This is a genomic window from Microbacterium paulum (assembly GCF_015707995.1).
Classification (GTDB): Bacteria; Actinomycetota; Actinomycetes; order Actinomycetales; family Microbacteriaceae; genus Microbacterium; species Microbacterium paulum.
Genome location: NZ_JAAGRY010000032.1, coordinates 1 through 13,746 on the forward strand (window position 1 = coordinate 1; position 13,746 = coordinate 13,746).

Consider the following 13,746-nt stretch of genomic DNA (forward strand, 5'->3'; position numbering starts at 1 on the left):
CCGAACGGAAAGGAAGCTTGGTCGCTACCGATCCTCGGGGCCTCGACCCGCCCCACCCCGTCACCACGCGGCCCCGCACATCACCCACCCCCACCTAAAGTCCGAAGAGCCGTCAAAGACCTCACCGGGGTTCTCCCGATTCCGCAGCGCCAGCGTGAGAGCCGCGTACTCGGTGTCAGCGAAGCGGTGCAGTTCAGTCATGTCATAGGTGCGGCCCCTGATATGTGCGGCCATGTCGAGCACCCCGCCCCGGCCGACAGCCGGGAGTTGGGCGCGGTCGCCGACGAGCGCGACCGTCGCTCCTGCCTCGGCGGTGATGGTGAGGAGGGCGTGTGCGGTGTCTTGGTCGAGCATCCCGGCCTCGTCCACGATCACCCGCTCACCCTGACGCAGCACCGCATCTCTTGGTGGGCCGGTGTAGGTGCGTCCGGTGTCGGGGTCGGCGTCGCCAGGGCTCAGGCGTGTCCATACGCCATCGGAGTTCCAGCGCCATCCGTGCGCGTGCACGAGCGCCGCAACCGATGTTGCAGGCACACCGAGTTCATCGTGCGCGACCTTTGCCGCGCGCAGCGTCGGGCCAACCACCCGCGATGCCCGCCCGTGCTCTGCGGCAACTTCGATGGCGGTGCGCAGCATTGTCGTCTTCCCGCTCCCCGCAGCCCCTTCCACGATCGCCAACGGATCGGACGATGCAACCGCAGCAGCAGCCACCGTTTGCCCGTCGTCCAACCCCGCCGCGTGCGCGGCCTCGGTCACGTCCGGATGCTCCGGTTCCTGCCCCGGCACAGCGGCGGCGAGGCGGTCGCGGAGCGCGGTCTCGGCGGCGACGACGGTGAGGCTGGTCAGGTGCGCGACATGCTCCGGTGTCGCCGCATCCGGCGGGAGTACGGAGAAGCAGTCCGACACCGCAAGGTCGGTCGCCGACGTGACGAACTCGCGCAGCTCGGCAGGGGTTGCTTGCACGCCTGCCTCGGTGGTGATGCGGGTGACGTGCTCCTGCACCGTGTGCCTCGTCCAAGCCGAGGAAGCAGCGGCGCACCGATCCAGCGCCCGCGATGCAACCTCTTGCACGGCAAGATCATCCACCCACACCGGGCGCTGCACGGTGCTGCGTTGACTCGCAGCGGGGGCGTATCCGGCGTCGCGGAGTTCCTGCACCCACCACTGCTCATTCTTCAAATCGGCGGGTTTCTTCCCTGGGCGTTCGTGCGTCCACGCGATGCCCTGCAACCTCGCGGTCACCACCGGGCCGAGTGCTTCGCCGGGATGTTCGGCTTCCCATTCGGCTTCGAGCCGGTCAAGGTTGCGTCTGATCTGTGCTGACCGCTTCGACATCACCCCGTTGAACGCCTGCAACTCCGTCACCTCGCCGGAGACGGGGTCGAGGGTCAGGCCGTGCTCTGCGAGGGTCTGCGCGAGGTGTGGGTGCGCGGCGATGACCGCGGTGCCGAGGGCGCGGATCGCGCCCTGCTGTTTGAACAACGCCGCTGTGTCGAGTGCCCGCCACTTTCCAGCCGCCCACACCCGAGTGCCGATCTGCATGTGGATGTGCCGGTGCGGGTCACCCGCCCGTGAGGTTTTGTGCGTGATGCCGACGACCTGCATCCGCTCAATAGGCAGTACCTCCCTTTGGTCGCGTGGCCCGACCCTCGTCACGGAGTGCTGGCCGAGCCAGCGTCGAATCTCAGCAAGAGCATCCTGCTGCGCCTGATCAAGCGCTTCGGAGACTTCGGGGTGGAGGGCGGCGGCGACCGACAGGCTCTTGGGTGCGTTGATCGTCATCTCCGCGAACAACGGCGACCCCTTCGACCTTTCACCGGGCTTGCGCAGGGTGCCCATCGAATCGCCCGTAATCGGGTCTGTCCAGTCCACCCACCCCTCGTACTCCACGGCGGTCAGGGAACGGGTGGCGGTGACCTCACCGCGAGCATCGAGCACGGTGTATTCGGCTACGGCGTTGTCTGCGCCGAGGTAGTACTCGTCGGCGCGGGAACGGTCGGCCTCGACATACCGGCGCGCGGCGGCACCGTTGCCGCGGAACAGGATCACGCCGCCCTTCATCTCGGCCTCCTTCATGAGTCGTCTCATGAGGGAGGTGCGCACGCCCCACCCACGGTGGCATACGTGCATGACTTTGTATGAGGACTGGCGAGAGACGCGTGGCGCTGCTCGGTGTGGATTGTGAACTGCGGGTTGATGTGGACGAACTGCGGGATCGCTGGGATGGAGGGAGAAGTTTTCAGCGATGGGAGTGTGAGCGTGAGTCAGGAATCTGAGTGGGCGATTCGTACGGGTGGCTTGACGAAGCGGTATCGGGGCGTACCCGTGGTCGAGGACGTGAACCTTGCGGTCGCTCCCCGGCAGGTGTTCGGGTTTCTCGGACCGAACGGAGCGGGAAAGTCCACCACGATGAAGATGCTCCTCGGCTTGGCGCAACCCACCTCGGGGACGGTGGAGATGCTGGGCGAGCCATTCTCGCGGCGGACCGCGAAGCATATCTTGCCGCGTGTGGGGTCACTGATCGAGTCACCGTCGTTCTACGGCCATCTGACAGGGCGGGAAAACTTGGACATTGTGCGACGCATCAAGGGGGCACCGTCCGCCTCGGTTGATGCGGTGTTGGAGACAGTGCGGCTGACGCACGCGGCGAAGAAGCTCGCGAAAGAGTATTCGTTGGGGATGAAACAGCGCCTTGGGATCGCGATGGCCCTGCTCGGGAAACCGGAGTTGCTGATCTTGGATGAGCCGACGAATGGACTCGACCCGGCGGGTATCCACGAGATTCGTGAACTCATCAAGACCCTGCCGCGCATGCATGGGTTGACGGTGATCGTGTCGAGCCATCTGTTGAGTGAGATCGAGCAGATGGCGGACACCATCGGGATCATCAACCAAGGCCGCATGCTGTACCAGGGGCCGTTGTCCGGGTTGGAGGACACGGGGCGGCTGGTGCTCACGCTCGATGAGGCCGACCGGACGGCCGGGATGCTGCGCTCTGCCGGGTGGCAGGTCGAGCAGGTGCAGGGGCGCGAGGTCGTGCTCCCGGTGTACGAGGACAAGCACATTCCGCAACTCGTCAGCACCATCGTGGGTGCAGGTATCGGCGTGTACCGGGTGGAGGTTCGCCGTCGATCCCTGGAAGAGAAGTTCCTGGAACTGACCGAGCAGGCGCAGATCAGGCAGGTTGCAGCATGAGAGCGGTCGGTCTTGAACTGTCCAAGCTGCGCCGCAAGCGCTTGTGGCTGACGGTGCTGCTGGTACTCGGGTTCGAGCTGCTGTGGATACTCGCGATCCTCATGGTGTCGCTGTCGCGGGAGACGACTGCGCCGCTCACGATGGGGTACGCGATTGGGCAGGCGTCCCAGGTGCATGCGATCTTCGCGCCGATCCTCGCCACGGTGGTCGTGTCCAGGTTGGCGGCGATGGAGCACGACGGGGCGATGATGCCCGTGCTGTTCGCGGCGAACCAGTCGCGGGGGTCGTTGTTCCTGGCAAAGTATGCCGTCGCCGCGACCATCTCCACCGCCGCCACCATTGTCGTGGTCGCGGCGGTTTCCCTGGCTGCTGGAGGTCAGGGGGTTCCCGCTGACCCGGGACTCGTGTTGCTGTGGTTGCTGGGGTTGGTACTGGCGAACCTCGCGGTCGTTGCGATCCAGCTCTTGCTGGCGTTGCTGTTCCAACGGCAGGCCGTGACTCTCACTGTCGGGATCGTGGGTGGCTTGGTCGGGTCGTTCGCCGGGTTCGTGCCCACCGGTGTCGCCGCGTTCATCCCGTGGCAGTACCCCGGCCTGGTCACCCCGGTCCGAATGGAGCAGACAGATGGAACCATCACGGGCTTCCCGCTGGTCGAACATCTCGGGGCGCTCATCGCGCTCGTCGCGGTGGTCGGTGCGGTCAGCACGGTCGTGGGGCGATCCGTGTTCGCCCGCAAGGTCTCGAGATAAGGGAGTGCAGCGCATGTCAACACTGGCTATCGAACGTCGGAAGTCGAAGCGGTCCTGGATTCTCGTGGCCGTCGCTGTCGTCCTGGTGGGGCTCAACGTGTCCAACGGGATCGGGAACTATCTCAGCAATGTCGATGTCTTCCAAGCGCAGGGACTGACCTGGGTCGCGGTGTGGGGGCAGGCGGGCCTGCTGTGGGCGATCCTGTTCTTCCCCTTCCTGATCACCCTCCGCGCCGCGTCGTTGACCCGGATGGAGCATGAGCAAGCGAACTGGCGTCGCCTTGCCTCCTACGGTGCGCACCTGCGTACTTATCGCGGCAAGCTCCTCCTACTCGCCGGGTTCGTGCTCCTGTGCCAGACGATCTTCGTCGCTGCTGTCATCCTCGTCAGTCTCATCCTCGGGTTCACGCTGACGCTCCCGGACGTTTCGGCGATGCTCTGGTGGGGGTTGCTCGGCGCGGTCGGTGGGTTGACCGTCGCCGCGGTCCAGATGCTCGTCGGCATCCTCGTGCGCAGTTACGCCACCACCGTGGCCATCGGGCTCGTCGCGTCCATCGGCAGTCTGATGGTCACGCTGGTCGCCCCGTTGCTGGAAGCGGCCTACCCGTACGCGCAGATTGGTGTCGGAATGCGCGTGCGTGCACTGGACTGGCCCACCTTCCCGGAGACCATCGGATATCTGGTGTGGAACGCGGCGCTCATCCTGGTCGCAGTGTTCATTGGCAGGCTGGTACTGCGCAGGAAGGAGTACTGAGATGAACGGCGACACGCTCGCTGCGCCACAGGCGACAAGTCAGGCTTCTCGACGCGGACTCCGCGGCTTCCTGACCGGTCATCCGGTGCTGGTCGATGTCACGGTGGCAGCGGTCTATGTGCTGGTGATGCTCCCCGGCCTCGTGCACGGCGTGCTCTTCCCGGTCGGAGTCTCCGCAGGCCAGGCAGGGATCGGTGTTGCTGCGACCGTTGGGGCAGGCGTCGCCCTGGCGTTCCGCAGACGTGCTCCCATCATCGTGCTCGTCGTCGTGCTCGTACTCGTGTTGATCGTGAAGACGCTCGTGTGCGGGCTCACCGACCCGCTCGGGATCGCCATTGCCGGGTACGCGGCGGGCGCATACCTGCCGCAGCGTCGCGCGTGGATCACGACCGCATCCGCGACCCTCGTTGCCGTGCTGACGATCCTCATCGGAGCACCGCTGTCTTCTGAAGCGCTCCCCGTCGACGCGCTGCTGATCCTGAACCTCGTGCTGTTCGTGCCCGCGTGCCTCCTCGGGTTGCTTCTGAACATCCGCTCCAGGCTCCGCGAGGCCGAAGAGCTCCGAACCATTCACGAGATGCAGGAACGAGTCCAGGCCGCGGAACTGTCCGCCGTGCAGCAACGCGCGGCGCTCTCCAGAGAGATGCACGATGTCGTCGGGCACTCACTCACGGCGATCATCAACCTCTCCGACGGGGCACTGCGCGCAGCGGCCACGAGCCCGGACACACTCGAAGCAGGACTCCGCCGCATCAACACCATCGCGCGCGACGCCCTCGGGGAGACCCGCACGATTCTCGGCACCCTCCGTCCCGAAGACGAACCCGCCCCGCGCACCCCGGCGCGAGCCGACGACACATCCGCCCGCACCGAGTCAATGCGGACGGATGCCCCACAGCCGGACACGGACCTGGGGATTCGCGGGCTCCTCGACACCGCCGAAAGCACCGGCCTGACCACGCACCTCACTGTCAGCGGCGAACCCACCCCCACCACGCGCTCGGAGGCGGTGAGCAGCGCTGCCTATCGGATCGTGCAGGAAGCGATCACCAACACCATGCGCCACGCCGAAGACGCGACCCAACTCACCGTCACGCTCACGCATGCCCCGGACAATCTCGTCGTGCAAGTTCACGATGACGGCCAGACCCCGACCCGGGCAATCCCGCTCGGGAACGGCCTGATGGGTGCCACCGAACGCGCGGCGCTCCTCGGAGGAGAACTCCACGCCGGACCCGCACCCGCGGGCGGATGGCACGTCACCGCCACGATCCCCACGAGCAACGTGAGCGCATCATGAGCATCCGCGTCATGCTCGTCGACGACAACGCCGACACCCGCACCGGCTTCGCCATGATGCTGGGAGCCGAACCCGACCTCACCGTCATCGCCGAAGCCGCAGACGGCCTCGAAGCCATCGACAGCGCCACAGCCACCATGCCCGACGTGATCCTGATGGACGTGCGGATGCCGCGAATGGACGGCATCGAAGCCACCCGGCAGATCACCGCAAACAACCCAACAGCGCGCGTCCTCATCCTCACCACCTACGACCTGGACGAATACGCGTTCGACGGACTCGCCGCCGGAGCCAGCGGCTTCCTCCTCAAAGACGCCACCCCCGAACAACTCGCCGCCGCCGTACGAGCCGTCCACGACGGTGACGCCGTCGTAACGCCACGCATCACACGCCGAATGCTCGAACGAGTTCCGCTCGTTGAACGAGCGGACACGGAAACCAGCGACGAGTTCGATGTTTTGACCGTGCGGGAACGAGAGATCGCCCGCACCATCACCGAAGGCCTCACTAACGCGGAGATCGCCGAACGGTTCGTGCTCTCCGAAAGCACCGTCAAAGCACACATCAACCGCATCCTCCGCAAGCTTGACGCACGCGACCGCGTAGACATCGTCATCCGCGGCCACCGTGCAGGCCTCACCCCCGAAACGTAGAAGCCAGCAAAAGGGATGTGACGGCACGTCGGCGCAGCCGGCCCATCTGTGGAGGACGCTTCTCGGCCTGCCAGATTCTGGCGCGCCGCGGGGTGCTGCTTTACCTCTCCCTGGCGGCAGCGCCAACCGCGACACCTCCGCGGCACGGTCGCGCCAACGTACCGGCCGGTAGCTGAGATTCTCAGCCGCAACCGGTGTCCCTGCTGACGTGCGCCTGGATTTGGGTTCCGGTGACGCACCTCCCTTCCGGGAGGCGTCACCGTGGACGAACACACCTCACCCGATCTCAATGGGGCTGCGGGAACGGCTGGCTCGACCAGCGGTGGTTACGAGAGCCCAGAAGGTCTACGCTCCCTACTCACTCGACTACACGACGCCGGGCCGGGCGCATGGCGGAGTGACCGTGAAGCAGCAGAACTCATGCGCTACACCGCGTCCAGATACCGCCCACTCGCCCGTAAGCATGGCTTGGATGCCTGGGCGGTCGCGTCTGCCGCGTTCGAGGTGATGCTCGCTCCCTCTACGCGGAACGCGGGCAACCCGTGGGCTGTGGTCACTCGCGCTGTGCAGATCACCTGTCACGCGGAGACTCGTGCCGCTGGGATGCTGACTTCTGCCAGCAAGGTACGCCACACCTCCCGGATCGCCGGGTTCCATGATGCTGTGCGGTTCGCCGAGCGTGAGCGCTTGGCCGACTATCACCCTGCGTTCACGCACCACGATGACGGCGACGCCGACGAGAGCGAGCATGAGACACAGGTGATCGGTCTGCTGTCGGCCACGGTCGCGCTATTCGTCTCTGCGGGCTGGGATGCTGCGCTGGTCGCCGAGTGCGTCGAGCATACGGCCTACCGGCTTGCCGATCTCTCCTCACGTCAGCGCGGTGTTGAGGTGCTGCGCCGTGACCGTACGATCCCGATGCTGCTCGGTCTGCCGCCCCGGTCGTGGTCTGCGCTGTTGCGGATCGTCCTCGGGCATCCCGACCCGAAGCACGCGGGCACGCCGACGGGTGATGGTGTGCTGCTGCGATTACTGAACGGCGAAACGCTGGACGCTCTGGGCTGCGACGAGGCACTGATGAAGATGATCCGCGCCGTCAACCCCGACAAGCACACTGCGCCTTGATTTGGGGGTGGGGCTCCGCACCTAACGGTATGAGCACCCCTACCGTCACTCCCACTACTACCTCCTCCGCGCCAACTCCTCCTGCGCACCCGTCCGCTTCGACGCTCGGCGCTCGACTTGCCGCTGCCTCGCGGCGCGCGCAAGGCTTCACCGCCGTCGTAGATGATCCTGCGGTGCTGGCTGGGCTGCGCGGACTCTGCACCGCCCCGCGCTCCATGCGCGCGCCCGTCGCGGAGAAACGCGACGGCCCCGCACCCTGAACGACTCAGAGCTGCGGGGCCGGTCACGCGCGATCCGGTCTATGCACGCCAGACGAACTCGACCCGGCGTGCGAGCACTGCCGCCCGGTGTGCGTCGCGGCGCACGTGGAACTCCTCGGTGCTCTCGTTGCGGCGCTTGGGCACAGCAGTCATCATGTCTGCGGGGTGAGCGTGCACGAGCACCGCTTGCAGGATCAGGCTCGCCGCCTGGTACTGCCACATCGGGGTACGCCCCTCCCACTCAGCAGCAACCGTGGTCATGTCGATGTTGAGCCCTGCGTGCTGCTCGGGCCTCGTCGCCGTATGCTCGCGGCGGGTGGCCTCGATCCGCTCCGCGATCCGCGCGCGTTACCGCACCCACATGGCCTTGTCGATCAGCCCGTCGTAGTAGTCATCATCAAGCCTCGCCAGACGCTCCCGATCCGCGTCGAGCGTCGCTGCGAGCCCCACCCGTGCCGCAAGGTCACTGCCAGAGGTTCGGTGCTCCTTGGGGTGGAGGGTGATCTGCTCGAACGTCGCAAGCACTGCTTCCTCGACGAGCCTTTCGATTTCAGCAGAGCGGATCGAACGGGTGCAGCCGCCTGGGGTCGGCTGTAAGCACTGGTACACGCCGCCCCGGTGAATCATCGACGTTCCGCACAGGGAGCAGCGGATCAACCCCGAGAACGGGTACATCCGCACCGCGGCACCGCTGCCGGGTTGGTGGAAGTTCCGGGCCTTCTTCCTCGCGTCGAGCACGTCGGAGACTTGCTGCCAGGTGTCCTCATCCACAATCGCAGGCCACGCCGCCTGCACTTGCATCTTCGAGGTCTTCGCGCGACTCCCGTCCGGCATCACGGGTCGATACTCGCGCACGCCCTTGTTGGAGGGGTTGTAGAGCACCATCTTGAGCGTGCGATCTGACCAGGCGCACCCGTGAGTGGTGAGGATGCCGCGCGCGTTCCAGTCCTTGCGAATGCGATACAGGGAATCACCGGCCAGCACCCGCTGATACATCTCGACCACCAGCGGCCCCGTCACCGGATCGATCACAAGCGCGCCTGCCTCGGCACGGTATCCGAATGGCACCCTGCCGCCGTGCCAGGCACCCTCGACGGCCTGCTGCTTCGCCGCTCGCGCGACACGGCGGGCAGTGTCTGCGGAGGACTTGTTCGCCATCGCCACCAGCACCCTGGCCATCGCCACGTCAGAGTCCGTATCCAACCGGAGCGAGCCCGTCACGGAGCGGACGGTGAACCCACCGAGCACTTTCGCGTCGATGAGGTCTTCCAAGTCGCGCGGGTCGCGCACCGCCCGATCCAAGTCGTACGCGATCATCACCTGCGCGTGGCCGTCGGTGAGGTGTTTCAGCATCGCGCGGAACTGGGGGCGAACAACCCGCCGCACCCGCTCACCTGACGGCAACGTGATCGTGCGCTGCTTGAACGCCGACGTGTCGTTCTCACGGAACACTGCTGCGACTTCCCACCCGTGGGCGGCGGCGTAGGCGCGGCAATCGGCCTCCTGCCGATCCACGCCACGTTCGGTGCCTTCGGGGTCATCGCTGATCCTGACGTACACCACCGCACGCAACGCTTCCGTGCTCTGTTGCTTCTGCTCGTTGTGGCCCATCTCTCGGCCCACCTTCCTACTCGTGTGAGAGGTAGGTGCGTTTGCAGAACCTCGGCTACCTGGTCGCCACCTTCGGTGCCCAGGCGGCGGCGCGGCTCATCGTCGCCTCGGACGGCGAATCGGTACTGCCGATCGGCGGGTTCAACGGCGCCGACCCGGTGCCGACGCTCGCGCAGTTCCAGACGCTCGTCTCCCACGGCGCTCTGCGCTACGTGCTCGTCTCGGGCGAGGCCGGCGGGGCAGGATCGACGCGCGGCGGCGGTTTCGGCGCCACCGGCACCGGATCCACCGGCACCGGATCCACCGGCACCGGCGCAAGCGGTACCGGCTCGGCGAGCACCGCTGAATCGTCGACGACGAGCGCGCAGATCCGCACCTGGGTGCTCGCCAACTGCACGGCCGTCAGCGATTCGACCGTCACCGGCCTCTACGAGTGCGGATCGTGAACGAGTGCGGGGTCGTGACCGGGGCCGGCCGCGGCGTCAGCCGATGCGCTGCACCAGGGCATCCAGCCGGCGGATCGACTCGGCCTTGCCGAGGAGTTCCATCGACTCGAACAGCGGCGGCGACACGCGGCGGCCGCTGATCGCGACGCGCAGCGGGCCGTAGGCGACACGGGGCTTCAGCCCCAGGTCGTCGACGAGCGCCTTCTGCAGCTCGGCCTGCACCGCCGCGGCGGTGAAGCCCTGCTCGGGCACCAGCTCGAGCGCGCCGACCGACGCGACGAGCACCGGCCCGGCGTTGTCGGGCAGGCCCGCGAGAGCATCGTCGTCGTAGACCACCTCGTCGCGGAAGAGGAAGCCGAGCAGGCCCGGCGCCTCACCGAGAAGTTGCATGCGCTCCTGCACGAGGGGCGCCGCGGCATCCAACGTCTGCTGCTCGTCGGCCGTGAGCGGGTCGTGCACGAGGTCGGCGGCGGCCAGGTAGGGAACGAGGCGGGCGGCGAAATCGGATGCCTCGAGCATGCGGATGTGGTCGCCGTTGATCGACTCGGCCTTCTTCTGGTCGAAGCGGGCAGGGTTCGGGTTGACGTCGGCGATGTCGAACGCGGCGACGAGCTCGTCGCGCGAGAAGACATCGCGGTCGGCGGCGATCGACCAGCCGAGGAGTGACAGGTAGTTCAGCAGTCCCTCGTGGATGAAGCCCTTCTCGCGCAGCAGGAACAGATCGGCCTGCGGGTCGCGCTTGGAGAGCTTCTTGGTGCCGGTCTCGCCGAGCACGAGCGGCATGTGCCCGAAGCGGGGCACGAAGTCGGTGACGCCGGCCTCGATGAGCGCGTCGTAGAGCGCCAGCTGGCGGGCCGTGGAGGGCATGAGGTCTTCGCCGCGGATGACGTGGGTGATGCCCATGAGCGAGTCGTCGACCGGATTCGTGAAGGTGTACAGCGCCTGGCCGCCCGCGCGCACGACGACGAAGTCGGGGAACGAGCCGGCGGGGAAGGTGACCTCGCCGCGGATCAGGTCGACGTAGGTGAGGTCGTGATCGGGCACGCGCAGGCGCCACGCGGGCTCTCGCCCCTCGGCGCGGAAGGCCGCCTTCTGCTCGTCGGTGAGGGTGCGGTCGAAGTTGTCGTAGCCGAGCTGCTTCGCGCGCCCCGCGGCGGCGTTCCGGGCGTCGATCTCTTCGGCGGTCGAGTACGACTCGTAGACGGCGCCCGAGTCGATGAGCTGCTGCAGCACGCCGGCGTAGATGTCACGGCGCTGCGACTGGCGGTACGGCGCGTGCGGGCCGCCCTTCTCGACGCCCTCGTCCCAGTCGATCTCGAGCCAGGTGAGCGCCTCGACGAGCTGGCGGTAGCTCTCTTCGCTGTCGCGGGCGGCGTCGGTGTCTTCGACGCGGAAGATCAGCTTGCCCCCCGTGTGCCGGGCGTAGGCCCAGTTGTAGAGCGCCGTGCGGATCATGCCGACGTGCGGCAGGCCCGTCGGCGAGGGGCAGAACCGCACGCGCACGTCGGCGCCGGTGGCGGTGGTGGTTCGGGGATCGATCGCTGCAGACATCTCCCCCAGTCTAGGTCGCGCGGGCACGGGTCACCGGGCGAGCATCGCCGCGAGCCGGTCGAGCACGGCGGCGAGTGACGGCACCCGCTCGGCACCCTTGGCGGTGAGGATGTGCAGGCGCCGCGCCTCCGCGGCGTCGAGCGGCAGCGTGCTGACGCCGGGCAGCAACGGGAACGAGTCGAGCGCCATGCGCGGCAGTGTGGCGACCCCGATCCCCTGCGCCACGAGCCCTTCGACGGCGACGTAGTTGTCGGTCTCGAACCCGATGCGCGGCTCGAAGCCCGCACGCCCGCACAGTTCGAGCAGGTGGCCACGGCAGCGCGGGCACCCGGCGATCCAGGTCTCGTCGGCGAGGTCGGCGACGCCCTGCACGGGCGGGTGCCCCAGCGGCAGGACGAGCATCAGCTCGTCGCGGCCCGCACCGCGCACCGTGAGACCGCGCGCGCTCGATCGGTGCGGATCGTCACGATCGCCCGGGTAGCTGAAGGTCAGCGCGATGTCGGCGCGGTCTTCGCGGATCGCCTCGACCGCTTCGGGCGGCTCGGCCTCGAGATAGGTGAGCGTGATCCCCGGGTGCGACGTCGCGAGGGCCGCGATCAGGCGCGGCACGAGAACCGGGGATGCCGAGGGGAAGGCGACCAGGCGCACGAGGCCCGTCCGCAGTCCCCGCAGCTCGGCGAGCTCTTCGGCGGCGGCGTCGATCGCGACCGTGACGGCCCGCGCGTGCCGCGCGAGCACACGCCCCGCTTCGGTGAGCCGCACGCCGCGGCCCACGCGCTCGAGGATCGCCACGCCGAGACGGGTCTCGAGCCGGCGCACGTGTTGGCTGACGGCGGGTTGGCTGTAGCCGAGGGCCGCGGCGGCCGCCGTGATCGAGCCGGTGTCGGAAATGGCGCGCACGATCCGCAGGCTCTGGATGTCGAACTCGGGGGCATCCGTCATGCATTCATCATCACACGGCATGTTTCTCATTCGACACCTGCCATAGACGCATGTATCGACCGCACCCGATGCTGGAAGCATGACGACAGCGACCATCGGCACCCTCTCGACGCTTCGCGCAGAGTTCACAGGCACTGCCGGCTACCTCGCCGCGTGCACCGTGGGCCTGCCGACGGCGGGCACGCGCCGCGCCGTCTCGGCCGATGTCGCCGCCCGGCCCGACGTCGCCGCGTACAGCCTCGCCGTCGAGGCATCCCGCGCGCATTTCGCCCGCCTGGTCGGTGTCACCGCCGACCGCGTCGCGATCGGCTCGCAGACCTCGGTGCAGGTGTCGATCCTCGCTGCGGCACTGCCCCGGGGCGCCCGCGTGCTCGTTCCCGAAGACGAGTTCTCGTCGCTCGTGCTGCCGTTCGTGCACGCCGGGCGCGACCTGCAGGTGCACGCCGCGCCACTGTGCTCGCTCGCCGACGCGATCACCGCGGGTGTCGACCTCGTCGCCTTCTCGCTCGTGCAGTCGGGTTCGGGCGACGTCGCCGACCTCGACGCGATCGTCGCCGCGGCAGACCGCGTCGGCGCGCGCACCGTGTGCGACGCGACCCAGGCCGTCGGCTGGATGCCGGTGGATGCCTTGCGGGTCGATGCCCTGCTGTGCCACGCCTACAAGTGGCTGTGCTGCCCGCGCGGCGTCGCGTTCCTGGCGCTCCGCGAGGACTATGCGCGCACGCTGGCTCCGCTGCATGCGGGCTGGTACGCGGGCGATGATCCGTGGTCGTCGTGCTACGGCGGCGGCGCCGACCTCGCCGGCTGTGCCCGGCGGTTCGACGTGTCACCCGCGTGGCAGGCGTTCGTGGGCGCCGAGCCCGCGTTGCGCGCGTTCGCCGAAGCAGACCTCCGCGAGGTGCACGCCCACGCGACGGGCCTCGCGGCACGCCTGCGCGAGCGGCTCGGTCTACCCGGGCCCGAGCGTGCGAGCGCGATCGTCACCTGGCCCGATGCCTCGGGCGACGACCTCGCACGGCTGGCCGCCGCAGGAATCGTCGCCTCGGGACGCAACGGCTGCACCCGGGTCGCTTTCCACGTCTTCAACGACGACGCCGACGTCGACCGCGCGGCACGCGCTCTCGGGCACTGACCAGACACTGATCGCCCGCCGACCGCCG

General features: G+C 67.8%; 13 protein-coding genes. 8 read left to right on the forward strand and 5 right to left on the reverse strand.

What is annotated here, in order from left to right:
• Positions 1 to 60 precede the first annotated feature (60 nt).
• On the reverse strand, positions 61 to 2,061 hold the full coding sequence (gene mobF, locus G3N18_RS08880; protein ID WP_206693103.1) for a MobF family relaxase: 2,001 nt from the start codon (positions 2,059 to 2,061) through the stop codon (positions 61 to 63).
• A 264-nt stretch (positions 2,062 to 2,325) separates the two neighbouring features.
• On the opposite strand from mobF, the gene G3N18_RS08885 reads away from it, so the two are divergent.
• The 6 genes from G3N18_RS08885 to G3N18_RS15865 all read left to right on the forward strand — a co-directional run bounded on the left by G3N18_RS08885 (position 2,326) and on the right by G3N18_RS15865 (position 7,776).
• Entirely contained in the window at positions 2,326 to 3,195 is an 870-nt protein-coding gene (locus G3N18_RS08885; RefSeq protein WP_338038430.1) for an ATP-binding cassette domain-containing protein, read from the forward strand.
• On the forward strand, positions 3,192 to 3,944 hold the full coding sequence (locus tag G3N18_RS08890) for an ABC transporter permease (RefSeq protein WP_196383932.1): 753 nt from the start codon (positions 3,192 to 3,194) through the stop codon (positions 3,942 to 3,944). The genes G3N18_RS08885 and G3N18_RS08890 overlap by 4 nt, the downstream gene beginning before the upstream one ends.
• A gap of 13 nt (positions 3,945 to 3,957) precedes the next feature.
• Positions 3,958 to 4,698, forward strand: a complete 741-nt coding sequence (locus G3N18_RS08895; protein WP_196383933.1) for an ABC transporter permease — start codon at positions 3,958 to 3,960, stop codon at positions 4,696 to 4,698.
• Between the two features lies 1 nt (position 4,699).
• The gene (locus G3N18_RS08900) at positions 4,700 to 5,998 is read left to right on the forward strand and encodes a sensor histidine kinase (RefSeq protein ID WP_196383934.1); all 1,299 of its coding nucleotides are present in this window, start codon (positions 4,700 to 4,702) and stop codon (positions 5,996 to 5,998) included.
• 11 nt (positions 5,999 to 6,009) lie between these two features.
• Positions 6,010 to 6,651, forward strand: a complete 642-nt coding sequence (locus G3N18_RS08905) for a response regulator transcription factor (RefSeq protein ID WP_230404054.1) — start codon at positions 6,010 to 6,012, stop codon at positions 6,649 to 6,651.
• A gap of 603 nt (positions 6,652 to 7,254) precedes the next feature.
• Positions 7,255 to 7,776 carry a hypothetical protein gene (locus G3N18_RS15865; RefSeq protein ID WP_206693104.1) on the forward strand — a complete coding sequence of 174 codons (522 nt, stop codon included), beginning with the start codon at positions 7,255 to 7,257 and terminating at the stop codon, positions 7,774 to 7,776.
• A gap of 299 nt (positions 7,777 to 8,075) precedes the next feature.
• On the opposite strand, the gene G3N18_RS16120 is transcribed toward G3N18_RS15865, so the two are convergent.
• Together G3N18_RS16120 and G3N18_RS08915 are read right to left on the reverse strand one after the other, a co-directional pair.
• Positions 8,076 to 8,297: a hypothetical protein gene (locus tag G3N18_RS16120; protein WP_230404056.1), complete on the reverse strand. Its 222-nt coding sequence runs from the start codon at positions 8,295 to 8,297 to the stop codon at positions 8,076 to 8,078.
• A gap of 87 nt (positions 8,298 to 8,384) precedes the next feature.
• A complete protein-coding gene (locus tag G3N18_RS08915; RefSeq protein WP_230404058.1) occupies positions 8,385 to 9,647 on the reverse strand; it encodes a recombinase family protein in 1,263 nt (420 codons plus the stop codon).
• A gap of 35 nt (positions 9,648 to 9,682) precedes the next feature.
• Here G3N18_RS08915 and G3N18_RS08920 point away from each other — a divergent pair, with 35 nt between their 5' ends.
• The gene (locus G3N18_RS08920) at positions 9,683 to 10,093 is read left to right on the forward strand and encodes a mannosyltransferase YkcB-related protein (RefSeq protein WP_196383937.1); all 411 of its coding nucleotides are present in this window, start codon (positions 9,683 to 9,685) and stop codon (positions 10,091 to 10,093) included.
• Positions 10,094 to 10,129: 36 nt separating this feature from the next.
• Here G3N18_RS08920 and gltX read toward each other — a convergent pair whose 3' ends face one another.
• Together gltX and G3N18_RS08930 are read right to left on the reverse strand one after the other, a co-directional pair.
• Positions 10,130 to 11,644 carry a glutamate--tRNA ligase gene (gene gltX / locus G3N18_RS08925; protein ID WP_196383938.1) on the reverse strand — a complete coding sequence of 505 codons (1,515 nt, stop codon included), beginning with the start codon at positions 11,642 to 11,644 and terminating at the stop codon, positions 10,130 to 10,132.
• Between the two features lie 30 nt (positions 11,645 to 11,674).
• Positions 11,675 to 12,586, reverse strand: coding sequence for a LysR family transcriptional regulator (locus G3N18_RS08930; RefSeq protein ID WP_230404060.1), 912 nt, complete (start codon positions 12,584 to 12,586; stop codon positions 11,675 to 11,677).
• Positions 12,587 to 12,665: 79 nt separating this feature from the next.
• Here G3N18_RS08930 and G3N18_RS08935 point away from each other — a divergent pair, with 79 nt between their 5' ends.
• Positions 12,666 to 13,718, forward strand: coding sequence for an aminotransferase class V-fold PLP-dependent enzyme (locus G3N18_RS08935; RefSeq protein ID WP_196383940.1), 1,053 nt, complete (start codon positions 12,666 to 12,668; stop codon positions 13,716 to 13,718).
• The last annotated feature ends 28 nt before the right edge of the window (positions 13,719 to 13,746 follow it).